The organism is Streptomyces sp. CNH287, assembly GCF_000424825.1.
Genome location: NZ_AUKQ01000005.1, coordinates 1 through 22,977, shown reverse-complemented (window position 1 = coordinate 22,977; position 22,977 = coordinate 1). Strand labels below are relative to the sequence as shown.

24 protein-coding genes and 2 pseudogenes are annotated in these 22,977 nt (G+C 72.4%); 10 read left to right on the top strand and 16 right to left on the bottom strand.

All coding sequences use genetic code 11. From position 1 onward, the window contains the following. Nucleotides 1-65: 65 nt before the first annotated feature. Together H299_RS0106365 and H299_RS0106360 are read left to right on the top strand one after the other, a co-directional pair. Complete coding sequence (locus H299_RS0106365) at nucleotides 66-689, top strand: VanZ family protein (RefSeq protein ID WP_027747732.1); 624 nt, start codon at nucleotides 66-68, stop codon at nucleotides 687-689. A 76-nt stretch (nucleotides 690-765) separates the two neighbouring features. After that, the gene (locus tag H299_RS0106360; protein WP_027747731.1) at nucleotides 766-966 is read left to right on the top strand and encodes a PspC domain-containing protein; all 201 of its coding nucleotides are present in this window, start codon (nucleotides 766-768) and stop codon (nucleotides 964-966) included. Between the two features lie 133 nt (nucleotides 967-1,099). Here H299_RS0106360 and H299_RS37395 read toward each other — a convergent pair whose 3' ends face one another. Beyond that, nucleotides 1,100-1,441 (bottom strand): hypothetical protein, encoded by a 342-nt coding sequence (locus H299_RS37395; RefSeq protein WP_051262181.1) that lies wholly within the window; start codon nucleotides 1,439-1,441, stop codon nucleotides 1,100-1,102. Between the two features lie 377 nt (nucleotides 1,442-1,818). Between H299_RS37395 and H299_RS0106345 the strand changes: the two genes are divergently transcribed. Together H299_RS0106345 and H299_RS0106340 are read left to right on the top strand one after the other, a co-directional pair. After that, nucleotides 1,819-2,382 carry a hypothetical protein gene (locus H299_RS0106345; RefSeq protein ID WP_027747730.1) on the top strand — a complete coding sequence of 188 codons (564 nt, stop codon included), beginning with the start codon at nucleotides 1,819-1,821 and terminating at the stop codon, nucleotides 2,380-2,382. 148 nt (nucleotides 2,383-2,530) lie between these two features. Further along, nucleotides 2,531-3,655, top strand: coding sequence for an adenosine deaminase (locus tag H299_RS0106340; RefSeq protein WP_027747729.1), 1,125 nt, complete (start codon nucleotides 2,531-2,533; stop codon nucleotides 3,653-3,655). 69 nt (nucleotides 3,656-3,724) lie between these two features. Here H299_RS0106340 and H299_RS0106335 read toward each other — a convergent pair whose 3' ends face one another. Beyond that, on the bottom strand, nucleotides 3,725-4,798 hold the full coding sequence (locus tag H299_RS0106335; protein WP_027747728.1) for an amidohydrolase family protein: 1,074 nt from the start codon (nucleotides 4,796-4,798) through the stop codon (nucleotides 3,725-3,727). A 289-nt stretch (nucleotides 4,799-5,087) separates the two neighbouring features. Here H299_RS0106335 and H299_RS0106330 point away from each other — a divergent pair, with 289 nt between their 5' ends. Together H299_RS0106330 and H299_RS32495 are read left to right on the top strand one after the other, a co-directional pair. Then, nucleotides 5,088-5,861: an alpha/beta hydrolase gene (locus tag H299_RS0106330; RefSeq protein WP_027747727.1), complete on the top strand. Its 774-nt coding sequence runs from the start codon at nucleotides 5,088-5,090 to the stop codon at nucleotides 5,859-5,861. Nucleotides 5,862-5,958: 97 nt separating this feature from the next. Then, on the top strand, nucleotides 5,959-6,333 hold the full coding sequence (locus H299_RS32495; RefSeq protein ID WP_199782401.1) for a hypothetical protein: 375 nt from the start codon (nucleotides 5,959-5,961) through the stop codon (nucleotides 6,331-6,333). Here the strand turns inward: H299_RS32495 and H299_RS0106320 are convergent. Then, the gene (locus H299_RS0106320) at nucleotides 6,272-7,228 is read right to left on the bottom strand and encodes a LysR family transcriptional regulator (RefSeq protein ID WP_027747726.1); all 957 of its coding nucleotides are present in this window, start codon (nucleotides 7,226-7,228) and stop codon (nucleotides 6,272-6,274) included. The genes H299_RS32495 and H299_RS0106320 overlap by 62 nt on opposite strands. Nucleotides 7,229-7,320: 92 nt before the next feature. On the opposite strand from H299_RS0106320, the gene H299_RS0106315 reads away from it, so the two are divergent. After that, nucleotides 7,321-8,655 (top strand): MFS transporter, encoded by a 1,335-nt coding sequence (locus tag H299_RS0106315; RefSeq protein WP_027747725.1) that lies wholly within the window; start codon nucleotides 7,321-7,323, stop codon nucleotides 8,653-8,655. Between the two features lie 38 nt (nucleotides 8,656-8,693). Here H299_RS0106315 and H299_RS0106310 read toward each other — a convergent pair whose 3' ends face one another. Further along, nucleotides 8,694-9,287 (bottom strand): Uma2 family endonuclease, encoded by a 594-nt coding sequence (locus H299_RS0106310; protein WP_027747724.1) that lies wholly within the window; start codon nucleotides 9,285-9,287, stop codon nucleotides 8,694-8,696. 162 nt (nucleotides 9,288-9,449) lie between these two features. Between H299_RS0106310 and H299_RS0106305 the strand changes: the two genes are divergently transcribed. Then, on the top strand, nucleotides 9,450-10,448 hold the full coding sequence (locus H299_RS0106305) for a DUF5937 family protein (protein ID WP_027747723.1): 999 nt from the start codon (nucleotides 9,450-9,452) through the stop codon (nucleotides 10,446-10,448). A gap of 36 nt (nucleotides 10,449-10,484) precedes the next feature. Here H299_RS0106305 and H299_RS0106300 read toward each other — a convergent pair whose 3' ends face one another. From H299_RS0106300 to H299_RS32480, 10 genes are all read right to left on the bottom strand, one after another. Beyond that, nucleotides 10,485-10,736: a type II toxin-antitoxin system RelE/ParE family toxin gene (locus H299_RS0106300; RefSeq protein WP_027747722.1), complete on the bottom strand. Its 252-nt coding sequence runs from the start codon at nucleotides 10,734-10,736 to the stop codon at nucleotides 10,485-10,487. Beyond that, nucleotides 10,733-10,987, bottom strand: coding sequence for a type II toxin-antitoxin system Phd/YefM family antitoxin (locus H299_RS0106295; protein ID WP_027747721.1), 255 nt, complete (start codon nucleotides 10,985-10,987; stop codon nucleotides 10,733-10,735). The genes H299_RS0106300 and H299_RS0106295 overlap by 4 nt, the downstream gene beginning before the upstream one ends. A gap of 27 nt (nucleotides 10,988-11,014) precedes the next feature. After that, nucleotides 11,015-12,286, bottom strand: a complete 1,272-nt coding sequence (locus tag H299_RS0106290; protein WP_027747720.1) for a thymidine phosphorylase — start codon at nucleotides 12,284-12,286, stop codon at nucleotides 11,015-11,017. 88 nt (nucleotides 12,287-12,374) lie between these two features. Continuing rightward, nucleotides 12,375-12,815, bottom strand: a complete 441-nt coding sequence (locus H299_RS0106285; RefSeq protein WP_051262180.1) for a cytidine deaminase — start codon at nucleotides 12,813-12,815, stop codon at nucleotides 12,375-12,377. Beyond that, on the bottom strand, nucleotides 12,812-14,119 hold the full coding sequence (locus tag H299_RS0106280) for an ABC transporter permease (protein WP_027747718.1): 1,308 nt from the start codon (nucleotides 14,117-14,119) through the stop codon (nucleotides 12,812-12,814). The genes H299_RS0106285 and H299_RS0106280 overlap by 4 nt, the downstream gene beginning before the upstream one ends. After that, complete coding sequence (locus tag H299_RS32490) at nucleotides 14,116-15,267, bottom strand: ABC transporter permease (RefSeq protein WP_051262179.1); 1,152 nt, start codon at nucleotides 15,265-15,267, stop codon at nucleotides 14,116-14,118. Before H299_RS32490 ends, H299_RS0106280 begins: the two co-directional genes overlap by 4 nt. Beyond that, nucleotides 15,264-16,808, bottom strand: coding sequence for an ABC transporter ATP-binding protein (locus H299_RS32485; RefSeq protein WP_051262178.1), 1,545 nt, complete (start codon nucleotides 16,806-16,808; stop codon nucleotides 15,264-15,266). Before H299_RS32485 ends, H299_RS32490 begins: the two co-directional genes overlap by 4 nt. A gap of 328 nt (nucleotides 16,809-17,136) precedes the next feature. Next, the gene (locus H299_RS0106265; protein WP_027747717.1) at nucleotides 17,137-18,174 is read right to left on the bottom strand and encodes a BMP family ABC transporter substrate-binding protein; all 1,038 of its coding nucleotides are present in this window, start codon (nucleotides 18,172-18,174) and stop codon (nucleotides 17,137-17,139) included. A gap of 342 nt (nucleotides 18,175-18,516) precedes the next feature. Next, entirely contained in the window at nucleotides 18,517-19,749 is a 1,233-nt protein-coding gene (locus H299_RS0106260; protein WP_106965735.1) for an amidohydrolase, read from the bottom strand. Between the two features lie 181 nt (nucleotides 19,750-19,930). Then, nucleotides 19,931-20,416, bottom strand: a complete 486-nt coding sequence (locus tag H299_RS32480; protein WP_051262177.1) for a winged helix-turn-helix transcriptional regulator — start codon at nucleotides 20,414-20,416, stop codon at nucleotides 19,931-19,933. 65 nt (nucleotides 20,417-20,481) lie between these two features. Here H299_RS32480 and H299_RS40240 point away from each other — a divergent pair. Together H299_RS40240 and H299_RS32475 are read left to right on the top strand one after the other, a co-directional pair. Further along, nucleotides 20,482-20,754: pseudogene (locus H299_RS40240) on the top strand (MFS transporter); the annotation flags it as partial. Between the two features lie 328 nt (nucleotides 20,755-21,082). After that, a pseudogene (locus H299_RS32475) lies at nucleotides 21,083-21,735 on the top strand (NADPH-dependent FMN reductase); the annotation flags it as partial. 128 nt (nucleotides 21,736-21,863) lie between these two features. Here the strand turns inward: H299_RS32475 and H299_RS0106240 are convergent. After that, complete coding sequence (locus H299_RS0106240) at nucleotides 21,864-22,262, bottom strand: hypothetical protein (protein WP_027747714.1); 399 nt, start codon at nucleotides 22,260-22,262, stop codon at nucleotides 21,864-21,866. 181 nt (nucleotides 22,263-22,443) lie between these two features. Next, a complete protein-coding gene (locus tag H299_RS40235) occupies nucleotides 22,444-22,884 on the bottom strand; it encodes a DUF7848 domain-containing protein (protein WP_037758074.1) in 441 nt (146 codons plus the stop codon). Nucleotides 22,885-22,977: the final 93 nt, after the last annotated feature.

Sequence of the window (22,977 nt, the reverse complement as noted above, 5' to 3'; positions counted from 1 at the left end):
CCGCCGTGCAGCGGCTCACACCGCCAAGCGGAACCGCGGCAGGCCGTGTCCGCGTCCTTCACCGCGTGCAGCGTCATGGCCCCAGCGCCGTCTTCGTATCCCGTATCCGCACAGCAGGAGCCGTCCTGCTCATCGGGCACCTCCTCATCGTCGGTCTGCTGACGCTGCGTCCACGCTCGGTGGCGTGGGTGTCACCTGCCAACCTGCATCCGTTCGACAGCATCCGGGCCGATCTCGCCGCCGGGCCGCGGGCGATGCTGGAGGGCATCGGGGGCGAGCTGCTGCTGCTCGCCCCGCTGGGCGTGCTGCTGCCGCTGCTCACCTGCCGACTGCACCGGGGGCTGGTACGCAGCGGCGCCCAGATGGTCGTGGCGGGCACCCTGATCTCGCTCCTGGTCGAGCTGCTCCAGAGCGGAGTGCCCGGACACGTGGTGAACGTCGACGCCGCGATGCTCAACGCGGCGGGGGTGCCGCTGGCCCACGTGCTGTTCTACCCGCCGCTGCGGGCGGCGCTGCGGCGCGCGGCGGCGCGGCGGGGAGTGACGGAGCCGACGGCCGGGAACCGTGCGGCGCGGGCGAGGGGGCGCGACGCGGCGGGGCCGCACAGGGAGCAGACCCGGGTCGGTCTGCGGGAGGAGAGCCCGCAGGGGGCGACCCCGAGACCTTCCAGGGTCGGCATCGCACCCTAGCCCGACGCCGCCGCACTCGGTGCCCTCCTACGGTGGAGTCATCCGAACACGACGGCACAAGCGAAGGAGCCACCTCATGTCCACCGCACTGGCCCGCCCCCGCGACGGCCGCATGATCGGCGGTGTCTGCGCCGGGCTCGCCCGCCGCTTCGGCATCAAGCCGAACACGATGCGGGCGATCTTCCTGGTCTCCTGCCTGCTGCCGGGGCCGCAGTTCCTGCTCTACCTCGGCCTGTGGATCTTCCTGCCGAACGGCGGCGAGCGCAGCGCCTGGTGACGGCGCGCGGCGGGGCCGCCCACGCCGAACGGCCCGGCCCCGCCGGGCCGACCGGTCAGCGGTCGGACGGCGGAGCCGGGCCGGTCACGCGGCGCGGCGCGGTGGGGCCCGGTGGCCCCGGTGGGGCTGGAGGCTACGCGGCGCCGGGGGCCGCGCTGTTCGCCGTGACCTGGTTGACCACCGGCACCCCGCCGAGCAGGGCCGTCGCGTTCTCGCTGGACAGGTTGCCCAGGGTGGACGGCCTGTTCTCGCCGTTCGCCCGCGTGGTGGGCAGGGCGCCCTGGCCCTTCGTCAGCTGCCCGACGGCGCCGTCCTGACCGAACACCTGCTGCATCGCGGGCGCCTCGATCACGCTTCCGGAGGCGCCTTCCACCGCGCCGGGGAGACCGGCCGCCGAGGCGGCGCCCGAGCCGGCGACCGCGAAGGCGGCACCGAGGGCGGTCACACCGAGTGTCTTGATCGTTCCCTGCTTCATCAGTACTACGTCCTCATTCGTGGGGGCTTGCGAGCACAGCCCGGCGAACGTAGCCACAGACCTCGCCCGGCCACAAACACCCCGTACGGACCTGACGGACGTGTCACGGCGGTGGCCGGGCGTACCGCCGCCGCCTCGCGCGCCCCTCGGTGCGACGGCGAACCGCTGGTCACCGCCGGTCCGGCGGGCGCGACACGGCGGGGCCGCCCGGCCTGAGCCTCCGCGCGGTCCGGCCCGGCCGCCCCGTTGATCATGGCGAGACGTTCATCGAAAGGGATGAACGCGGACCTCAGCGCGTTGACGAGCCGCGCAGCGGGGCGCAGTGCTTGTAGGATCATCCACCTGACCTGCGAGTTCTTCCCCCAGGAGCTGACGGCGTGACCGAATGGCGCGACTGCACGGCGTTCTTCTTCCCCCGGCGCCCGGAGCGCGAGGAGGACTGGCTCCACGAGACCACCCGGCACCACAGCTTCCTGACCACCGGCCACGGCAGCGGCCTGCCCGGCGGCGCGGAGGCGCACCAGTGGGCCGGCCTGCCGGTGCGGCTCCAGGCGATCCACACCCGGGAGTGCGCGGTCCTGGCGATCAGCTACTACCACGCGGAGTTCGCGTCGCACCTCGCCGATGCGCCCGCGGCCTGGGAGCGGTTCTGCACGTCGTTCGCCGGCGCCTGCCTCGCGCTGGACCCGCTGGCCGCAGTGGCCTTCGGCATCCCCTCCGACGACCTGGCGCACGACGTCGGCAGATACGGCCCGGCGATCTTTGCGGGAGACGGAGACTGGCTGCGGGCTCAGACGTACGAGCTGCTGTACGTGGGCAGAGAACTGGCCGGCGCCGCTGCACCGGGCGGCTCCTCCCCCGACGAGCCGCCCGGACGCTCCCTGGCCAACGGCGGAAGGGTGACGGCGGGGGATTCCGGGCGCGGCCTGCCCCTGCCGTAAGGGGTCCCGGCCCCTCCGCCGTCCTGCCCCGGCAGCCCTGCGGCAGGCCAGCCACATTGCCGGGTCCGCGTGCCTCCCCGGCGGGCGGGCTCCGGCGGCTGTGTGTCCGGACGGGTCTTTCTACGCGCGTAGGCGCTAGAGTGCGTGAATGACGAGCGAGGCCAGAATCCCCACCCCCGACCAGATCCGCCGCGCCCCCAAGGTGCTGCTCCACGACCACCTCGACGGCGGCCCCCGCCCCGGCACCCTGATCGAACTGGCCCGCGAGACGGGCTACGAAGGGCTTCCGGAGACCGAGGCCGACAAGCTCGGCAGCTGGTTCCGCGAGGCCGCCGACTCCGGATCGCTGGAGCGCTACCTCGAGACGTTCGCCCACACCTGCGCCGTCATGCAGACCCGTGACGCGCTGTTCCGGGTGGCCGCCGAGTGCGCCGAGGACCTCGCTGAGGACGGCGTCGTCTACGCCGAGATCCGCTACGCCCCCGAGCAGCACCTCGAAGGCGGGCTGACCCTCGAAGAGGTCGTCGAGGCCGTCAACGCAGGCTTCCGCGAGGGCGAGCGCGTCGCACGCGCTAACGGCCACCGCATCCGCGTCGGCGCCCTCCTCACCGCGATGCGGCACGCCGCCCGCGCGCTGGAGATCGCCGAACTCGCCAACGGTTACCGCGACCAGGGCGTCGTCGGCTTCGACATCGCGGGCGCCGAGGCCGGGTTCCCGCCCACCCGCCACCTCGACGCGTTCGAGTACCTCAAGCGCGAGAACAACCACTTCACCATCCACGCGGGCGAGGCGTTCGGCCTGCCGTCGATCTGGCAGGCGCTCCAGTGGTGCGGCGCCGACCGGCTCGGCCACGGCGTGCGGATCATCGACGACATCGAGGTCGCCGAGGACGGCTCGGTCACCCTCGGCCGCCTCGCCTCCTACGTACGGGACAAGCGCGTCCCGCTGGAGATGTGCCCGACCTCCAACCTCCAGACCGGCGCCGCCGCCTCGTACGCCGAGCACCCGATCGGGCTGCTGCGCAGGCTGCGGTTCCGGGTGACGGTCAACACCGACAACAGGCTGATGTCCGGCACGTCGATGAGCCGCGAGTTCGGGCATCTCGCCGAGGCCTTCCGCTACACGCTCTCCGATTTCGAGTGGCTCACGGTGAACGCGCTCAAGTCGGCCTTCATCCCGTTCGACGAGCGGCTCGCCATGATCAACGAGGTGATCAAGCCCGGCTACGCCGAACTGCGGGCCGAGTGGATCTTCGCCGCGTCGGAGAGCTGAGCGTCGGCCGGTCCGGGGAGGCCGCACCCGCCCCGCGCGGACGCGGGGCGAGCAGGTGCGACGCCCGCGCTACGCCTCGCAGACCGGCGGCGCCTTCGCGTCCAGGCCCAGCAGGTCGAAGTAGCTCTGGCCGAGCGCGATGTCGCGGAACGCCGCGTCGTCCAGGTACTGGTTGATGCGGCTGGTGACCTCCAACTCCTCCTTGTAGACGGCGAAGTTCTTGTTCCCCGAGGCGACGAAGTCCGTGCCCGGGATGACCCGCTCCGACACCTCGTCGAAGAAGTCGACGTACTGCTTGCGGGCGGCGGGCTTGGAGAAGTAGAGGTCGTCCAGCACGCGCCAGCTGATGTCGAGGAAGAGGCGGGGGTGCTGCCGGGTGAGCCGTTCCAGGATCGCGATGTGCTCGGCGGGGTCCATGGTCGACAACTCCTTCGACATGCCCATGTGCGCCCACACGATCTTGTTCTCCGGGTACGCCCGCAGCACCTCCTCCATCAAAGGCAGGAAGGCGACCGGGTCGTCGTCGTTGCCCAGGTCGGAGTGGATGGTCAACGGGATGTCCCGCGCGCGCAGTTCGGCCATGAACGGCGCCCACTCCCGGATGTCCTCCAGCGTCGCGGGCTCGTGGTCGTTGCCCAGCAGCGCCTGCTTGACGAGGTTGACCTCGCCCATCCAGCTGAACCTGCCCGGGTATTCCTCCTCCAGCAACCGCATGCGGTCCAGGACCCCTTCGGGGCGGGCCAGGTCGGGGAAGGTCATGGACAGCGCCAGTTCGACGTCCTCCGGCTGGTGCTCCAGCATGGCGCGGGCGTTGGCGAAGTCGTTCCGCATGCTCGGGGTGACCTTGGTGCCGGGGCAGTCCAGGTAGTACGTGCAGTCGGAGTCCACCGGCAGCGTCTGCCCGATGCCGTAGACGTTGGCGTAGCGCACACCGGTACGGCTGAGGTAGCCCGTGACCTCTTCGAACGGAAGCGCGGGTCCGCCGAACGGCCGGAAGTGCAGATGGCTGTCGACCACCGAGGTGTACGGCCGCGTCTCCCGGTCGTAGCAGTCGTCCTCGGGTGCCCCCGACCCCGCGGCGGGGGCGGCTGTCACGGCCATCGCGACGAAGGCGGCGGCGGCCACCACGGTCCCACGCTTCATGTCTTCCTCCACTGGTTCCGCCGGGCGGGACCGGGGCCTGGCGGACGTGCCGGATCGCCGCGTCACGCCGGGGCCGCTCGCCGCGCCGGCGCACGTACACCTGAACGGGAGTCAGAGATAGCCCGGCAGGCGGCCGGCAGGGCGGGGCGCGCTCCGGAACGCGCGGAATTCCCCCGAACAAGCCGAATCTTGCGCTGTCCGGGCGTATCCCCGCCCGGCCCCCGCTTCGATACGCAATGGTGATCGCACGCCACATTCCACCCCCCGCGCCTTCTGCCATCGTGGCGTCATGGCTCAGCAAGCGTTGCCGGAGCGACTGCCGGACCGGGAAGCCAGGTTGGGAAGACCGCTGGGGGGCAGCCGTTCCCTCCAGGGGGTCGTGCTGCTGCTCCCGGGCGGCTCGCCGCAGAGCGTGCGCCGGCGCTCGGCGCTCTCCGCCCTGGCGGCCCGGCCGCTGGCGCGCAGGCTGGCGCGCGCGGGGCGGGAGGCGTCGCTGGTGACGCACGTGCTGCACTACCGCTACCACGGCTGGAACGGCGAGGCCGCGCACCCGGTGGCCGACACCTCGTGGGCGGTGGACGAAGTCGTACGGCGCTACGGCGACGTCCCGGTGTGTCTGATCGGCACCGACCTGGGCGCCCGCGCGGCGCTGCGCGCGGGCGGGCATCCGGCCGTCAGCGCGGTGCTGGCCCTCGCGCCCTGGCTGCCCGTGCCCGGCGGTGACGACGGCCAGGGCCCGGAGCCCGTACGGCAGTTGTCCGGGCGGCAGGTGCTGATCGTGCACGGTACGGACGACGCGTACACCGACCCGGAGCTGTCCTACCGGCTGGCGGAACGGGCCAAGAAGATCAACGCGCGGGTCTGCCGCTTCGAGGTCCACTCGGACGGACACCGGCTGCGCCAGCACCGGGACGAAGTACTCGCACTGGCCGTGGACTTCACCCTCGGCGTCCTCGGCGGCCAGGACTTCTCCCGCCCTCTGACCGACGCGATGGCGGCCCCGCCGCCGCTCGGCCTGCGGATGCCGCTGGCCAGCGGCTTCGGCCGCACGCTGGGGCGCTGAACGGCTGGCGACCCGGCTGGTGACCGGCTGGTGACCGCGTCGTGGAACGTCCCGCAAACCAGCCCGCCCGCCGGAGCCGCGCGAGAGAGGACACACCATGCCCCGTCACCGCACGGCAGGCGCGGCCCCGCTCGCCGCCCTCCTCACCGCTCTGCTCGCCGCCCTGCTGCTGGCCGGCTGCTCGCTCGACCAGGGCCCGGCCGGAAGGGTCACCGACAAGGACCTCCGCGGCTCCGCCATGGGCGGCTCGTTCCTGTACTACCTGACGGTCCGCACCGAGGAGGGCGAGAACGCCACGTTCCGGGTCAGCGAACTGGACTACGACCGCTGCTACAAGGGCTCCGCCTACCCCGCCTGCACCAAGCGGACGGACCGGGCGCGGCAACGGCCCGCGCACCTCCTCCCCCGCTTCAGCCCGCCCCCGGGCGCGAGTCCAGCAGATGGCCCCGGCGGCCCAGCAGGAAGCGCTTGAACGCCGCCACCGGCGGGGTGTCCGGACGGTCCGCCGCCCAGGCGAGGCCGATCTCGCGGACCGCGCGCGGCGCCGTGACCGTCAACTCGTGCACCCCCGGGCGCGGGATCGCCGGCGGCGGCAGCAGCGCCACCCCCAGCCCCGCCGCGACCAGGCCGCGGATGGTCTCCGCCTCCTCCCCCTCGAAGGCGATCCGCGGCCGGAACCCGGCCTGTGCGCACATCTCCTCCAGGATGCGCCGCATCCCGTAGCCGGGCTCCAAGGTGACGAACGGTTCGTCGGCCGCCTCGGCGAGCCGGATGCGCCGCCGGGCGGCGAGGGGGTGGTCGTCCGGTACGACCAGCCGCAGCCGCTGCTCGTCCAGGCGGCGCACGACCAGGTCGGCGGCGTCGGGCATGGGCGAGGTGAGGCAGAGGTCCAACTCGCCCGCGCGCAGGCGCTCCAGCATCGCCTCGCCGTACGTCTGCACCAGGGCGAACCGCACCCGCGGATGCTCGGCGCGGAAGGCCCGGATCAGACCGGGCACGGTCTCCCAGCCGAGCGTGTGCAGGAAGCCGAACGCGACCTTCCCCGTGGCCGGGTCGGCGTCGGAGCGTACGGACTCGGCGGCCTGCTCCACGGCGGCGAGCGCGCGTTCGGCGGAGGCGAGGAAGGTGCGCCCGGCCGGGGTGAGCGAGACGGTACGCCCGTGGCGGGCGAAGAGGGCCACCCCGAGGTCCTCCTCGAGCCGGGTGAGGGCGCGGCTCAGCGTCGACTGCGGGACGCCCAGCTCGTGCGCGGCGCGGGTGACGTGCTCGTGGCGGGCGACGGCCGCGAAGTGGGCCAGGCGCGGGGTGAGCGCGAGGCCCCAGTCGGATGTCACGGTCGTGTCATTCCCTTCTCGGTCCGGTGACACGGACTCCCCTCAACTGCACTGATGCGGGAGTGGAACGATTCTCGCAGTTCTGTGCATTGGACGCATGAAGCGGGCCGCCGTACGTTCGACGCATGCCCTCCGCTGATACCGAGGCGCCCCCGACACCTGTGGGCGCCGCCTCCGCCGTCTCCACCTCCTCCACGCCCGCGCCAGCCTCCGGGTCCGCCTCCGGTTCCGGCGCCGACCCCGAGTCCGGCAAGCTGCGGCCGGGTGAGCCCGGCTACCGCCGGATGAGCCTGGCCCTCTTCGCCGCCGGGCTGGCCGCCTTCGGCCTCCTCTACTCCACCCAGGCCCTGCTGCCCGCCCTCTCGGCGGACCTCGGCGCGACCGCCGACCAGGCCAGCTGGACGGTCTCCGGCGCCACCTTGGGCCTGGCCCTGGCGGTGCTGCCGCTGAGCGCGCTCTCCGAGCGGTTCGGCCGCCGCCGGATGATGACCGTCTCGCTGTCGGCCGCCGTCGCGCTCGCGCTGCTGCTGCCCCTCGCCCCCTCGCTGGGCTGGCTGATCGCGCTGCGCGTCCTCCAGGGCGCCGCCCTCGCGGGCATCCCCGCTTCCGCGATGGCCTACCTGTCCGAGGAGGTGCGGGCCAGGGCGCTGGTGGGCGCGGTCGGCCTGTTCGTCGCGGGCAACAGCATCGGCGGCATGAGCGGCCGCATCCTCACCGGCTGGGTCAGCCAGGGCTGGGGCTGGCGCGCCGCGCTCGGCTCGGTCGCGCTCACCTCGCTGCTGGCCGCCGTCGCGTTCTGCCTGCTGGCGCCCCGGGCCCGGAACTTCACGCCGTCGGCGGCCGGTCCCCGCGCGCTGGCCCGTACCGTACGCGCGCATCTGTCCGACGCGCTGCTCCTGCGGCTGTACGCGATCGGGCTGCTGTTCATGACCGTCTTCGGGGCGGTCTACACGGTGATCGGCTACCGGCTGGTCGGCGACACCTTCGGGCTGTCCCAGGGGCTGGCCGGCTCGGTCTTCGTGATCTACCTGGTGGGCACGGTCTCCTCCGCGCTGGCCGGTCGCCTCAACGCCCGGCTCGGGCGGCGCGGCGCGCTCTACCTGGCCATCGGCACCACGGCGGCGGGACTGCTGCTCACCCTCGCGGACAGCCTGGCGGCGGTCGTCGCCGGACTGGTGCTGATCACTGGCGGCTTCTTCGCCGGACACGCGGTCGCCTCCGGCGCGGTGAGCCGTACGGCGACGACGGGGCGCGCGCAGGCGGCGGCGCTCTACCAGATGGCGTACTACCTGGGCAGTTCCCTGGGCGGCGCGGTGGGCGCGCTCGCCTACCGGGCGGCAGGCTGGGGGGCGACGGCGGGCTTCGCGCTGGCCGCGCTGGCGCTGGCGGCGGGTGTGACGCTGTACGCGACACGCCGCGCGGCCTCCGCCCGGCGGGCGGTGGCGATGGGGGCTTGCTGAGCGGCGGGCGGATGCCGACCGAGGCACCCACCCGGCGGTCAGCCCCGGTGGGGGAGCATTGCGGTGTCGATCTTCACCTCGAACGGCTCGGGCAGCGTGAGCACCCCGCCGTACTCGACCGACTGGAGCACCCGGTACGTGCCGCCTTCCGGCTCCCCGAAAAGCGTCGCGGTGGGCTTGCCGGTGTGCCAGGGGTCGAGCAGCAGATAGAGCGGGACCCCTGCCTGGGCATAGCCGTGCGCCTTGCTGATCCGGTCGTGGTTGGCATTGCTCGGTGAGGTGATCTCGACGACGAGCAGGGCTTCCTCGGCGGGAGCGGTGTTGCCTGGGGCCTCCAGCACGACCCGGGGCATCACCAGAAGGTCAGGGATGTACAGACCACCCCTCCCCGGGATAATCACCCCCTGCGTCTGAAAAACGCCGCAGTCCGCAGGCTTCGCCTGGTACAGCAGTTCATGGACCGCGTCAGCTGTGATGTTGTGAGCGTTGGAAGGCGGTGGTGTCACGGTGACGATCCCCTCGATGATCTCCACCTTGCTGCCCTCGGGCCAGTCCTCCTCTTCCCAGAAGCGGACGAGGCTGTCCCAGTCGTAGCCGTTGTCCGGCACGTGGTCGACGGGGAGTGCGGTCATGGCGGTCTCCTCTATCGGTGCGTCACCGAGTCCATCATGCCGAACCCCTCCCGACCCGGTCCAGCGCCATCGTTCACCCGGACGGGGAACCCGCAGGTCAGCAGGAACGTTCAGGTGGTTGCGGAGGGGTGATCCCGCGCACGCGCCGAGGGGGTGGGGCCGGTGCCGGTGTACCTGCGGCTGGAAGCCGAGGACCTGGCGCGCTGCCGGTTCGCCGTCTCGCCGCTGTGCGAGACGCACGAGGCGGTCCGCACCCTGACCCGCCGCGAGCGGCACGGCTACCACCAGCCCTGGCTGCGCCGGACGCGTACGGCGCTCGCGGGCCTGGACCTCTCCCCGCTCCAGCTGCTGATGCCCGTCACCGGCGGGTACACCCCCGACTTCCTCGGCCCGCCGCCGGAGGCGCCGTTCGCCTCGGCCCAGGGGTTCGCCGAGGAGCTGGCGCGGGTGCGGGCGACGGACGCCGGCACCGCGCACCGGGAGCTGGCCCGTTCGCTCGCCTGCACGCCGGGGGCCGCCGAGTCGGCGGCGGGCCGGGCGATGCTCGCCGATCCGGCCGCCGCCGTGCAGCGGCTCGCGGACGTGACCGCGCGCGCCTGGCACGCGCTGGTCGAGCCGGACTGGCCCGCGCTGCGGGCGCTGCTGGAGGCCGATGTCGGCTACCGCACACGGCAGTTGGCCGCCGGTGGCCTGGAGGCGCTCTTCAGCGACCTCCACCCGGACGTGACCTGGGCGGACCAGACGCTGACCGTACGCGGCCGGAGCGCGTTCCGCCTGCGGCAGGACGTGGGCGGCCGGGGCGTGCTGCTGCTGCCGAGCGTCTTCGTCTGGCCGGACGTGGTCAGCGGGTTCGCCCCGCCGTGGCAGCCGACGGTGCTCTATCCGGCCCGTGGCATGGCCGAGCTGTGGCAGCGGCCCCCCGCCGCGCCGCCGGACACCCTGGTGCGGTTGCTGGGCCCCAACCGCGCGGCGCTCCTGGGCGGCCTGGACGAGCCCGCCTCCACGACGGTGCTCGCCCGGCGCTACGGCCTCGCGCTGTCCTCCGTCTCGGCCCACCTGCGCACGCTGCGCGACGCGGGCCTGCTCACCGCCCGCCGCCAGGGCCACCAGGTGCTCTACGCCCGCACACCGCTGGGGCACGCCCTGCTGGGCGGGGCGTGACGGGGCCGCGCGTGGACCGGCCCGCGCACCGCGCGTTCACTCGGTGCGGCCGACATGCAGCACCACGACGGTGACGGTGGAGTCAGCGACCTCGTACATCACCCGGAACCTGCCCGCCCGCATCCGCCGCAGATCCTGCGAGCCGTACGTCACCGTGCCCGGCGGCCGAGGGTCATCCGCCAACTGATCGACGGCGTCGAAGAGTCGTCGGAGTCCGTCCGGGTCGTCCTTGAGGTAGCGGCTGGCGGCCTGGGTGGCCTGCCACCGCCAGACGACCTCGTACCTCACTCACGCTCCAGGCCGAGTTGCGCACGCACTTCGTCGTGGGGGACGAACCTGGCTGTGCCGTCGGCCAGCTCTGCACGGTACTCCGCCACCGCCAGCGCGTCTTCCAGATCCTCCAGCTCCTGGGGGTTTATCAACACGGCCGCCGGATGCCCGTGATCCGTGATGGTGATGCGCTCCCGCGAGTGCGAGGTCCGGCGGACGAGCGTGCCGAAACGAGCACGCGCCTCAGTCATGGCATAACTGTCACTCATGCACGGTAGTGTACAGAAATTCATGCTTCACGCGATGCGGTCCAGGACGATGGAGCGGCGCGGGACGGGGCGGGAGCCGACGGCGTACGCGTCGGTGAGGGCGGCCAGCGCGTAGTCGAACTTCTCGGGGGTGTCCGTGTGCAGGGTCAGCAGCGGCTGCCCCTCGGTCACCTCCTCGCCCGGCTTGGCGTGGATCTCGACGCCCGCGCCCGCCTGCACCGGGTCCTCCTTGCGGGCGCGGCCCGCGCCGAGCCGCCAGGCCGCGACGCCGACGGCGTACGCGTCCAGGCGGGCGAGCGTGCCGGTGGCGGGCGCGGGCAGCGTGTGCCGTTCGCGGGCCTGCGGCAGCGGCGCGTCGGGGTCGCCGCCCTGGGCGGTGATCATGCGGCGCCAGTGGTCCATCGCGGAGCCGTCGGCGAGCGCCTTGGCCGGGTCGGCGTCAGGCAGTCCGGCTGCGGACAGCATCTCGCGGGCGAGCGCGAGGGTCAGTTCGACGACATCGTCCGGGCCGCCGCCGGCCAGCACGTCGAGCGACTCGCGCACCTCCAGCGCGTTGCCCGCGGTGCGGCCGAGCGGGGCGGACATGTCGGTGAGCAGCGCGACGGTGGGCACGCCGTGGTCGTTGCCGAGGCCGACCATCGTGGCGGCGAGTTCGCGGGCGTCCTCCAGGTTCTTCATGAAGGCGCCGGAGCCGACCTTGACGTCCAGCACCAGCGAGCCGGTGCCCTCGGCGATCTTCTTGCTCATGATGGAGCTGGCGATGAGCGGGATGGACTCGACCGTGCCGGTCACGTCGCGCAGCGCGTACAGCTTCCGGTCGGCGGGGGCGAGCCCGTCACCGGCGGCGCAGATCACCGCTCCGGCGGCCTCCAGGGTGGCCAGCAGCTCCGGGTTGGTCAGGGTCGCGCGCCAGCCGGGGATCGCCTCCAGCTTGTCGAGCGTGCCGCCGGTGTGGCCCAGGCCGCGCCCGGACAGCTGCGGTACGGCGGCGCCGCAGGCGGCGACCAGCGGGGCCAGCGGCAGCGTGATCTTGTCGCCGACGCCGCCGGTGGAGTGCTTGTCGGCGGTGGGGCGGGAGAGCGAGGAGAAGTCCATCCGCTCGCCGGAGGCGATCATCGCGGCCGTCCAGCGGGAGATCTCCGCGCGGGACATGCCGTTGAGGAGGATGGCCATCGCGAGTGCCGACATCTGCTCGTCGGCGACGGTGCCCCGGGTGTAGGCGTCCACGACCCAGTCGATCTGCGCGTCGGTGAGGGCGTGGCCGTCGCGCTTGGCGCGGATGACGGAGATGACGTCCATGGGTGTGCTGTCCTCCGGGTACGGGTGGGTCGTGCGGGTGATGCAGGTGGTGCGGGTCGTACGGGGTCCGGCCGGCCGCGCGCCGCGCTCAGCGGGCGAGGTCGGCCGGGCCGAAGGCGTCCGGCAGCAGTTCGGCGAGCGGGCGGACGCCGCGGGCGGTGTCCATCAGCAGCCCCGGCCCGCCGTGCTCCCACAGCAGCTGGCGGCAGCGCCCGCACGGCATCAGCCGCTCGCCGTGCCGGTCGCAGCAGGTGAAGGCGGTCAGCGTGCCGCCGCCGGTGGCGAACAGCGCGGAGATCAGGCCGCATTCGGCGCACAGGGCGACGCCGTAGGCCGCGTTCTCCACGTTGCAGCCGCCGACCACGCGCCCGCCGTCCACGAGCGCCGCCGCGCCCACCGGGAAGCCGGAGTACGGGGCGTACGCCCGGGACATCTGCTCCCGGGCGTGCGCCCGCAGCGCCGCCCAGTCGACCGCGGCGGCGTCCGCCGCAGCGTCCGCGCGGCCGTCCGGCGGCGGTGTGCCGGTCATGTGCTCTGACCTCTTCGGTAGGGTTTTCCGATGGCCTTGGGCGTCCGCAGCCGCTGCGCCGCCAGGCACAGCACCAGCAGCGTGGTGAGGTACGGGCTCGCCTCGACCAGCTCCATCGGCACCGTGTCCGTCAGCGCGTACCAGATCGTGATCAGTACGGCCGTCGCGAACGCGATCATCGCCGGGAGCCGGGCCCCGGCCCGCAGCTTCCACAGCCCGTACCCGACCAGCAGCACCGCGGCGACGAGCAGCAGCGCGTGGATGGTGGGGCCGCCGCCGCGCAGCTGGGAGGCGTCCATGAAGCCGAACAGCCCGGCGCCCATGGCGACTCCGCCGGGCCGCCAGTTGCCGAAGATCATCGTGGCCAGGCCGATGTAGCCGCGACCGCCGGTCTGGTTCTCCTGGTAGTGGTGCACGTAGATGGCCAGGAAGGCGCCGCCGAGCCCGGCGAGCGCGCCGGAGGTGAGGACGGCGGCGTACTTGTACTTGTAGACGTTGACGCCGAGCGACTCGGCGGCCGTCGGGTTCTCGCCGCAGGAGCGCAGCCGAAGGCCGAAGGAGGAGCGCCAGAGCACGAAGAACGTGCCGATGAAGAGGGAGATGGCCAGCAGCGTCACCCAGGACACGTTGGCGACCCCGGCCCGCGCGATGCCCGCGGTGTCCGAGACGAGGAACCAGTTGTGCTTCTCGATGTCGCCCAGCCAGTCACCGAGCCAGGGCACGGTGAACGTCGGCATGTCGTCGATCGGCGGGGACTGCTTGTCGTTGCCGCCCGCCGCGGCGGCCTCGCTGCCGGGGGCGCCGAACCAGAGCTTGGCGAAGAACTTCACCAGGCCCAGGGCCAGGATGTTGATCGCGACACCGGAGACGATGTGGTCGACCCCGAAGGTGACGGTCGCTATGGCGTGGATGAGTCCGCCGAGCGCGCCGCCCAGGATGCCCGCGGCCACCGCGGCCCACGGCCCGTACTGCCAGCCGAGCCAGCCTGCCGCGAAGGTGCCGAGCATCATCATGCCTTCGAGGCCGATGTTGATGACGCCCGCCCGCTCCGCCCACAGGCCGCCCAGACCGGCCAGGCCGATGGGTACGGCCCAGCCCAGCGCGGCCGAGTACTGGCCGGAGCTGGTGAGGTTGTCGACGTCGGTGATGGCGCGCAGCACGGAGAGGAAGAGCAGCGCGCCCGCGATCAGCAGCAGCACCTTGGGGTAGGTCAGCCTGCGGCGCCCGCCCCTGGCGGCGCCCGGCGGCTGCTTGCCGCCGCTGCTCAGCGCGCCCTGAATCCTGGCCGAGATGTGCGTACTCATGCGGACACCCCCGCCTTGTCGTTCGTGCCGTTGCCGTTGCCCTTGCCGCCGCGGGCCAGCGCGGCCAGCTCCTCGCCGACCTTGCGCTGCTGACCGCGCAGCCGGTAGCGCCGCACGATCTCGTAGGCGACGACGACGCACAGCACGATGACGCCCTTCATCACCTCGACGATCTCCTGGGCGTAGCCCTCGAACTCGAGCTGGATGCCGGTGCGGTCCAGGAAGCCCCACAGCAGGGCGGCCAGGGCCATGCCCACCGGGTGGTTGCGGCCCAGCAGGGCGAGGGCGATGCCGGTGAAGCCGATACCGGCGGGGAAGTCGTTGCCGTAGTTGTACGAGGTGCCCAGCAGGGCGGGCATGCCCACCAGACCGGCGGCGGCGCCCGAGAGCACCATGGAGGTGATCACCATGCGCTTGACGCTGACCCCGCTGGCCTCGGCCGCGGGCTCCGAGTGGCCCACGGCGCGCAGGTCGAAGCCGAACCGCGTCCGGTTGATCACGAACCAGTAGATGACGCCGACGAGCGCCGCGACGACGACGAACCCCCCGATCGGCTCGGGGTTGGTCGGGAAGGTGAAGAAGTGGCTGGACTCCGGGATGTCCGGGGTGTGGAAGATGTTCCCGTCCTTCTCGGCCAGCCGTCCTTCCTGGAGGAAGTAGCCGATCAGGGAGCCCGCGGTGAAGTTCAGCATGATCGTGGTGATGACCTCGCTGACCCCGCGGGTCGCCTTGAGCACGCCGGCGATCCCCGCCCAGATCGCGCCCACGAGCATCGCCACGATGATGATCACGGGGATCTGGAGGAAGCCCGGCAGCGTCAGCGCACCGCCGACGACGGCCGCGAAGAAGGCCGCGATGCGGTACTGGCCGTCGACGCCGATGTTGAAGAGGTTCATCCGGAAGCCGATGGCGACGGCCAGCGCGGACAGGTAGTACGGGACGGCCTTGTCGATGATCCAGACCTGGCTGTCGCTCTTGGACCCGAACTCGATCATCACCTGGTAGGCGTGGAGCGGGTCGTCGCCGGTGGCGAGGATGATCGCCGAGGTGATCACGATCGCGGCGACGATCGCCAGCAGAGGCGGTGTCAGGGCGCGCTCCGCCGAGACGCGGGCCCGGCTCAGCCGCTTCGAGAGCGTCTCCGTCATCGGGGGCCGCCTCCTTCTCCGTGCCCGCGGTCGCGCGCGTCCTGGGGTCCGCGGTCGCGCGCGTCCTCGTGTTCGAGATGGCCGCTCGCGGCGCCGGTCATGGCCGAGCCCAACTCCTCCGGGGTGATGGTGGCGGGGTCCGCGTCCGCGACCAGCCGGCCCCGGTACATCACCCGCAGGGTGTCCGAGAGCCCGATCAGCTCGTCCAGGTCGGCGGAGATCAGCAGCACCGCCAGACCCTCCCGGCGGGCCTCGCGGATCTGGTCCCAGATCTGTGCCTGGGCGCCGACGTCCACGCCCCGGGTGGGGTGCGCGGCGATCAGCAGCTTGGGGTGGTGGCTCATCTCCCGGCCGACGATCAGCTTCTGCTGGTTGCCGCCCGACAGGCTGGCCGCGGTGACCTCGATGCCGGGCGTACGGACGTCGTACTCGGCCACGATCCGCTCGGTGTCGGCGCGCGCGGCACCCGGGTCGAGGATGCGGCCCCGGCTGTTGGGCGCCTCGGTGACGTGCCCGAGCATGCGGTTCTCCCACAGCGGGGCCTCCAGCAGCAGCCCGTGCCGGTGGCGGTCCTCGGGGATGTAGCCGATGCCCTCCTCGCGCCGCCTGCGGGTGGGGGCGTGCGAGAGGTCCCGGCCGTCCAGCGTGATGGTGCCGCCGTCCGGGTCGCGCATGCCCATCACGGCCTCGACCAGTTCGGCCTGGCCGTTGCCCTCGACCCCGGCCACACCCAGCACCTCGCCCTTGTGGATGACCAGCGAGATGCCGTCCAGCACCGTACGGACGGCGCCGTCCTGGTCGGTGGCCGAGAGGTGCAGGTCCTCGACGGTGAGCATCGCGGTGTCCGTGACCGTCGAGTCGCGGGTCTCGGGCGAGGGCAGCTCGCTGCCGACCATCAGCTCGGCGAGCTGCTTGGGCGTGGTGTCGGCGGGGTGCACCGAGGCGACGGTCGTGCCGCGCCGTATGACGGTGATGTCGTCGGCGACCGAGAGCACCTCGCCCAGCTTGTGCGAGATGAACAGGACGGTCAGGCCCTCGGCCTTCAGCTCGCGCAGGTTGTCGAAGAGCGCGTCGACCTCCTGGGGCACCAGGACGGCGGTCGGCTCGTCCAGGATCAGGGTGCGCGCGCCCCGGTAGAGCACCTTGAGGATCTCCACCCGCTGCCGGTCGGCGACGCCGAGGTCCTCGACGAGCACGTCCGGGCGGACGGCCAGCGCGTACGCGTCCGACAGCTCCACGATCCGCTTGCGGGCCCGGCCGCCGATGCCGTGCAGCCGCTCGGCGCCCAGGACGACGTTCTCCTGGACGGTGAGGTTGTCGGCGAGCATGAAGTGCTGGTGCACCATGCCGATGCCGCGGGCGATGGCGGCGCCGGGGCTGCCGAACGTCACCTGCTGCCCGTCGACGCTGATGGTGCCCTCGTCCGGCTGCTGCATGCCGTAGAGGATCTTCATCAGGGTCGACTTCCCGGCACCGTTCTCCCCGACGAGGGCGTGCACGCTGCCACGCCGGACGGTGATGTCGACGTCGTGGTTGGCCACGACGCCGGGGAACCGTTTGGTGATGCCGCGCAGCTCGACGGCAGGGGCACCGCCGGCGGCACCGGCAGCGCTGTGCGCGCTGTCCGCCGGCGGGCTGCTGCTGGACGCTTTGATGACGCACTCTCCTCGGGGCTGAAGGAGGGGGGCCGGGCACCTGGGACGGGAGCCGGTGATCCCGGATCTGTGGCGAAGGCGACGCTATCGCGCCGTGGGGGGCACTACGCGCGTAGTGTCCGGCCGGAGTTCGGGCCGGGAGAGGCGGGAAGCGGGCCCGGTACGAAGGAGCGCGCTCCTTCGTACCGGGCCCGGCGGTCCGTCCCGCCGGGGGTCAGCCCTTGGGGCTCTCGTCGACCTTGACCGTGCCGTCGACGATCTTCTTCTGGGCCTCTTCGATCTTCGGCATGATGTCGTCGATGAAGCCGCCGGACTTCGACAGGGAGACGCCGTCCTCCTTGAGCGTGTAGGCGTTGGTGCCGGTGAGCGGCTTGCCGTCCTCCACGCTCTTGATCAGGTCGAAGACCGCGACGTCGACGTTCTTGACGACGGACGTCAGGATCGCGTTCTTGTACTTCGCCAGACCGGGCTGCTGGTACTGGTCGGAGTCGACGCCGATCGCCCAGGCGCCCTTCTTCTGGCTGATCGCCTCGATCGAGCCCGCACCGGACTGGCCGGCGGCGGTGTAGATCACGTCGACGCCCCGGTCGAGCATCCCCTTCGCCTTCTCCTTCGCGGCGGCGGGGTCGTTGAAGCCCTTGTCGTTGTTGGGGTACAGGTACTGCGAGGTCACCTGGATCTTCGGGTTGGTGTCCTTGGCGCCCTGGACGAAGCCCGCTTCGAACTTCTGGATGAGCGCGTTGTTCACACCCCCGATGAAGCCGACCTTGTCGCTCTTGGACTTCAGCGCCGCGGCCACTCCGGCGAGGTAGGAGCCCTCGTGCTCGGAGAAGACGATGCTGTCGATGTTCTTGCCCTCGGCCACGGAGTCGACCACCGCGAAGGTGGTGTCCGGGAACTCCTTGGCCACCTTCGTGATCGACTTGCCGTAGCTGAAGCCGACACCGACGACCGGGTTGTAACCGGCCTTGGCGAGCGAGGTGAGCCGCTGCTCGCGGTCCGCCTCGGTCTCGTTGTTCGCCGCGGTCATCATCTTGACGTCGACGCCCAGTTCCTTCTCCGCCTTGTCGGCGCCGCGGGCAGCCGATTCGTTGAAGGAGTGGTCGTCCCGTCCGCCGACGTCGAAGGCCAGGCCGACACCCTTGTCCTTCTTGTCGTTCGACTCGGTAGAGCTCTCACCACAGGCCGTGGCCGTGAGTGCGAGGGCCGCGGTGGCGCTGACCACGGCTGCAAGCTTGGATACCCGACGCAAGAGGACGTCCCCTTCGACTCTCGGAAGCGCCTCTTCCGGCGCTGGTTCGGCTTCAGATTAACGCGCGTAGATTCCAGGTAAAGACGCACACCGGCGCCGTTACCGGATCGGTGTTAACCCGGCGTGTCACGCACACTTCCAGCGGGCAGCGCGCACGTGGCTCCGCGCGGCCCTCGCCGGGGGCGCGGCGCGGGCCGCCGCAGTGCCCCATCCCCCGGGGAGCAACCCCCGGACCCCCGGCCGGACACCCTCCCCCTACCAGCGCCCCGCATCCAGCAGCGCCGCCGCGGTGCCCCATCCCCCGGGGAGCAACCCCCGGACCCCCGGCCGGACACCCTCCCCCTACCAGCGCCCCGCATCCAGCAGCGCCGCCGCGGTGAACAGTTCGACGCCCACCTTGATCGCACTCTCGTCCGCGTCGAAGTCCCCCTGGTGCAGGTCGCACGCCGTCCGCTCGCCGGGCGGGCGGACGCCGAGCCGGGCCATCGCGCCGGGCACGTGCTCCAGGTACCAGGAGAAGTCCTCCCCGCCCAGGCTCTGCTCCGTGTTCTCGATGGCGTGCGGGCCGCTGCGCGCCGTCATCGCGTCGTGCAGCAGCTGGGTCGCACCGGGCTCGTTGACGACGGGCGGCACCCCGCGTACGTAGTTGATCTCCGTCTTCGCCCGGTGCAGGGCCGCGATCTCGTCGATCGCCGCGTGCACCAGGTCGGGTGCCTGCCGCCAGGCGGCGATGTCCAGGCAGCGGAGCGTGCCCGACAGCTCCGCCCGCTGCGGGATGACGTTGCACGCGTGGCCCGAGGCGATCCTCCCCCAGGTGAGCGAGAGTCCGGCACGGGTGTCCACCCGGCGCGAGAGCAGCGCGGGCACCTCGGTGGCCAGCTGCGCCGCGGCGGCGACCAGGTCGGTGGTCAGGTGCGGGCGCGCGGTGTGGCCGCCCGCGCCGGTCAGCGCCACCTCCAGGCGGTCGCAGGCGGCCGTGATCGGCCCCTGCCGCAGGCCGATCCGGCCCGCGTCCACCCGCGGGTCGCAGTGGACGGCGAGGATGCGGCCGACGCCGTCGAGCACCCCGCACTCGATCACCTCGGGGGCGCCGCCGGGCAGCACCTCCTCGGCGGGCTGGAAGAGCAGCCGTACGGGCCGCGGCAGCAGTCCCTGGCGGGCCAGGTCGGCGAGGACCACGCCGGCGCCGAGGACGATGGCAGTGTGCAGGTCGTGGCCGCAGGCGTGGGCGCGGTCGGCGACGGTGGAGCGGTAGGGGACGTTCTTGGTGTCCGGGATGGGCAGCGCGTCGATGTCGGCGCGCAGCGCGAGCGCGTCCCCGGCGCCGACGGGGCCGCCGATGTCGCAGACGAGCCCGGTGCCCAGCTCCAGCACCCGGGGGCGCAGCCCCGCCCGTTCGAGTCTTTCCTTGATCGCCGCGGTCGTACGGAACTCCTGGTTGCCCAGTTCGGGATGCATGTGGAGGTCCCGCCGGAATGCGGTCAACTCGGCGCGCAGGGGCTCCGGCAGCGCACCGGGCAGTGGGGGTTCGCCGGCGGACGCAGCCTCCGGCTCCGGCGACAGGAGTTGGTTCATGACCGGAGCCTAGGCCCAGCGAGTCGGCAACTGACAGTAGTTCCCGGAAAGTTCAGCCCCACAGGGGACCAATAAATACGCATCGCGGTGGTTGTGACAGCACAGAGTTGGGTATAGCTTTCCGCCCCGCCCCGTCCCGCGAAGCCTCTCGCGCCTCCCCGACGCCGCCAGGTTCCGCCGGTCAGCGCGCCGGACCCGCCGCCTGCGCGGGGTTTCCGGCGACTTTCCGGACGTACGAGTCCGCGACGGAGAGGCGTTCGCCGTCCTGCCCGCGCGCGTGGAGTTCGGGGATGGCCCGGCCCCGGCCGTCGACGAGGGTGGAGTGCGGCTCGTCCGGGGTGAAGGCGTGGCGCTCGCCCCACTGGCGGAGGGCGACGACGGCCGTGAAGAGGTCGCGCCCGGCCTCGGTGAGGCGGTAGTCGTGCCGCCTGCCGTCGGCGGCGGCCCGCTTGTCGAGGATGCCGTGCTCGACAAGCCTGCGGAGCCGGTCGGTGAGGATGTTGCGGGCGATCCCCAGCCCCTGCCGGAACTCGGTGAAGGCCGTCGCCCCGTCCATCGCGTCCCGGACGATCAGCAGGCTCCACCGGTCGCCCACCAGGTCGACGGCGCGGGCGACCGGGCAGGCCGGGTCGGTCCAGGTGCTTTCGGTGGTGAGCGCGACGTCCACGGGACCCCTCCAGGTGAGTTGCAATCTGAAACCAGTATGTCCTACCTCGCACGACCGCAGATCAGTTGCATTTTGCAACCTATCGCCTCATCACCGCGCACCTGCTGCTCACCGCGCTCGGTGCGGCGACGACCGCACTCGCACCCGGCGGCGCCGTCGCCCTCGCGGGCCTGGCCGTGGCCGGACTGTTCGCCGTGGTCGTGCAGACCGCGGTGGCCTACGTCGCCGCCGTCTCCCCGCCCGGCGAACGGGGCCGCGACATCGGAGCGGTCACCTCGGGCGTCGTCGTCGGCATCCTCGGCATACGGGTGCTCGCCGGGGCGGTGACCGAACTGACGCACTGGCGCGTGGTCTACCTCCTGCTCGCCGGGCTCTGCGTACTGCTCGCGCTCGCCGCCGGCGCGCTCACCACCACCTGGGCCTACGGCAGCAGCGCGGGCTGGACGGGCGTCAGCCTGCTCGGCGCCGCGTACGCCGCACTCGCGCTCCTGGCCGCGACCTGGACCCAGAGCCGCGCGGCGGACGGCCGTCCGTTACCCCGCTCCGTGTCGCGTGACGGCCATCGGGTGGCCCCTTCCGTACACGATCAGCGCCGCCCGCGAAGGACCGCCGACCGCGCGCGGCCAGCGGGGCCCGTCTCCGGCTCCCGTTTCCGGCGCGACGCCCCTGGGCGATCTCGAACTGCCCTTCCTCGACGAGGAGGAGCACCCGTCCTCCGGTGTCTACCGGCACGAGCACACCCGGCGGTGGAGCGCGCTGGCCGACGGCGCCGACGGGTTCATCGTGGTCACCCCGGAGTACAACTACGGGATGCCCGCGACCCTGAAGAACGCGCTCGACTACCTCAACCGCGAGTGGGCGTGGAAGCCGATCGGCTTCGTCAGCTACGGCAACACCTCGGCGGGCACGCGCTCGGTCCAGCACGCCAAGCAGGTCGTGACCACGCTGCGGCTGGTGCCGTTGGGCTCCACGGTCGCGATCCGCATCGCCGAGGCGACGGAGGACGGGCGGGTACGTGCGGACGCCGCCCTCGACCGCGCGGCCGTCGGCGTCCTGGACGAACTGGTCCGGGTCGCCCACGCCCTGCGCCCGATGCGCGAGCTGAACCGTGCGGAGACGCTGCCCGGCCCCTGCCCGGGTCGTGCGTGCGGCGACTGGTCCCCGACGATGCGCCGGAGGTCAACGTGCTCCAGCGCTGCTGCTGGGTGGACGAGGCCCTCGCCAACGACACCCTGGCGATCCCGGCCCTGCACGAGTCGCTGGACGAGGTCCGCGCGTGGCTCGCGGACTGGCATGCCACCGGGCTGTGGCGGGACGGCCCGCCTCACCAAGGACGCTCAGCTGACGTCTTCGCCCGCACTCGCGTGAACTCCGCACCGGCCTGCCGGCCGGGGTGGCCGGGCTGGCCGGGGAGCACCACGCCGAGGACGGCCGGACGGAGGTCGGGTCACGCGCTGGGGAGGACCTGCTGCCACGGGGTGTCGAGACCGGCGTCGGCCGGCTCGACGAAGGTGCCGGGGATCTCCTGGGCGATGGTCTTGATCATGATCTCGAAATTGTCGGCCGTCAGGTGTGCGTGCCAGACGGCCAGGATGCCGAGGAGCGTGTCGACGGAGTCCTCGTACCGCACGTCGAACCGCAGGCGCGCGCCGCTCGACACGTCCACGAGGGTGAGGAGCAGCGACCTGTCGTTGAGGCTCTGGAAGATCGACGTCCGCATGTGCCCGTTGTCCGCGACGAACTCCGGGACCTCCGATTCCCGGCTGCAGGTCGTCTGCTGCCAGCCTGCGGCTGTCAGGTACTCGGTGATGGTCTTGCTGACCTCTTCGAAGCCTTCGAAGGCCATGGCGGCTTCTCCTCGTTCTGTTCGCGGTTCAGTGCGCCGGGGAGCCTGCACGCACGACGGTGCACCGGTGCGGATCAGGATAAGGGCGGTGCGGACGGGTCGAGTTGCGGGTACGCGGCACGCCGGAGCGGCCAGGAGCCGGGGTCTCCCCCGGCACGGCTACGGCACGTCCGCGCGGCGCTCACCCCGTCGGGCGGGCTGCCACCCCGGTGGTGGGGGTGGTGTGCCAGGGGCGGCGGATGAGTTCGCGGTAGGTGGTGTGGGTGGGGAGGCGTCCGGTGTGTTCTATGGCCCAGCGTTGGGCGGCGGTGAAGTCCGTATAGCCGGCGGAGGTTTTGGCGCAGATGGTGCACTGCATGGCGTGGGTGACGGGTTCGGCGTCCGGTCGGTGGTCTGGGGTGCAGTGCCACTGGCGTGGGGGCTCTGCGGCTGGTGGTGCGGGGCTGTCCAGGGGGACGTTGACCAGGAGGCGGTAGGTGATGCCGCCCTCGAAGAAGAGCAGCTTGTCTCCGCCGGGCAGTGCGCGGAGGTTGAGTACGACGCGCGGGGCGCCGTAGACCCGCACGGTGTCCCCGATGTGCACCGTCTGCGCCGTCACGACGGCTTCGGGCCGCCGCGTCACCGCGCGTCCCCCTCTTCCAGAAACCCGAGCAGGACACCGCAGTCGGTGGTCAGCAAGAAGACATGCGCGTGCGCGATCACCGGTGTGGTCGCG

What these genes read in the sequence shown, in the direction of transcription:
- H299_RS0106360 (WP_027747731.1), top strand. Translation starts at nt 766, where the DNA reads ATGTCCACCGCACTGGCCCGCCCCCGCGACGGCCGCATGATCGGCGGT.
- H299_RS37395 (WP_051262181.1), bottom strand. Translation starts at nt 1,441, where the DNA reads ATGAAGCAGGGAACGATCAAGACACTCGGTGTGACCGCCCTCGGTGCC.
- H299_RS0106340 (WP_027747729.1), top strand. Translation starts at nt 2,531, where the DNA reads ATGACGAGCGAGGCCAGAATCCCCACCCCCGACCAGATCCGCCGCGCC.
- H299_RS0106335 (WP_027747728.1), bottom strand. Translation starts at nt 4,798, where the DNA reads ATGAAGCGTGGGACCGTGGTGGCCGCCGCCGCCTTCGTCGCGATGGCC.
- H299_RS0106330 (WP_027747727.1), top strand. Translation starts at nt 5,088, where the DNA reads ATGGCTCAGCAAGCGTTGCCGGAGCGACTGCCGGACCGGGAAGCCAGG.
- H299_RS32495 (WP_199782401.1), top strand. Translation starts at nt 5,959, where the DNA reads ATGCCCCGTCACCGCACGGCAGGCGCGGCCCCGCTCGCCGCCCTCCTC.
- H299_RS0106315 (WP_027747725.1), top strand. Translation starts at nt 7,321, where the DNA reads ATGCCCTCCGCTGATACCGAGGCGCCCCCGACACCTGTGGGCGCCGCC.
- H299_RS0106310 (WP_027747724.1), bottom strand. Translation starts at nt 9,287, where the DNA reads ATGACCGCACTCCCCGTCGACCACGTGCCGGACAACGGCTACGACTGG.
- H299_RS0106295 (WP_027747721.1), bottom strand. Translation starts at nt 10,987, where the DNA reads ATGAGTGACAGTTATGCCATGACTGAGGCGCGTGCTCGTTTCGGCACG.
- H299_RS0106290 (WP_027747720.1), bottom strand. Translation starts at nt 12,286, where the DNA reads ATGGACGTCATCTCCGTCATCCGCGCCAAGCGCGACGGCCACGCCCTC.
- H299_RS0106285 (WP_051262180.1), bottom strand. Translation starts at nt 12,815, where the DNA reads ATGACCGGCACACCGCCGCCGGACGGCCGCGCGGACGCTGCGGCGGAC.
- H299_RS0106280 (WP_027747718.1), bottom strand. Translation starts at nt 14,119, where the DNA reads ATGAGTACGCACATCTCGGCCAGGATTCAGGGCGCGCTGAGCAGCGGC.
- H299_RS32490 (WP_051262179.1), bottom strand. Translation starts at nt 15,267, where the DNA reads ATGACGGAGACGCTCTCGAAGCGGCTGAGCCGGGCCCGCGTCTCGGCG.
- H299_RS0106260 (WP_106965735.1), bottom strand. Translation starts at nt 19,749, where the DNA reads ATGAACCAACTCCTGTCGCCGGAGCCGGAGGCTGCGTCCGCCGGCGAA.
- H299_RS0106240 (WP_027747714.1), bottom strand. Translation starts at nt 22,262, where the DNA reads ATGGCCTTCGAAGGCTTCGAAGAGGTCAGCAAGACCATCACCGAGTAC.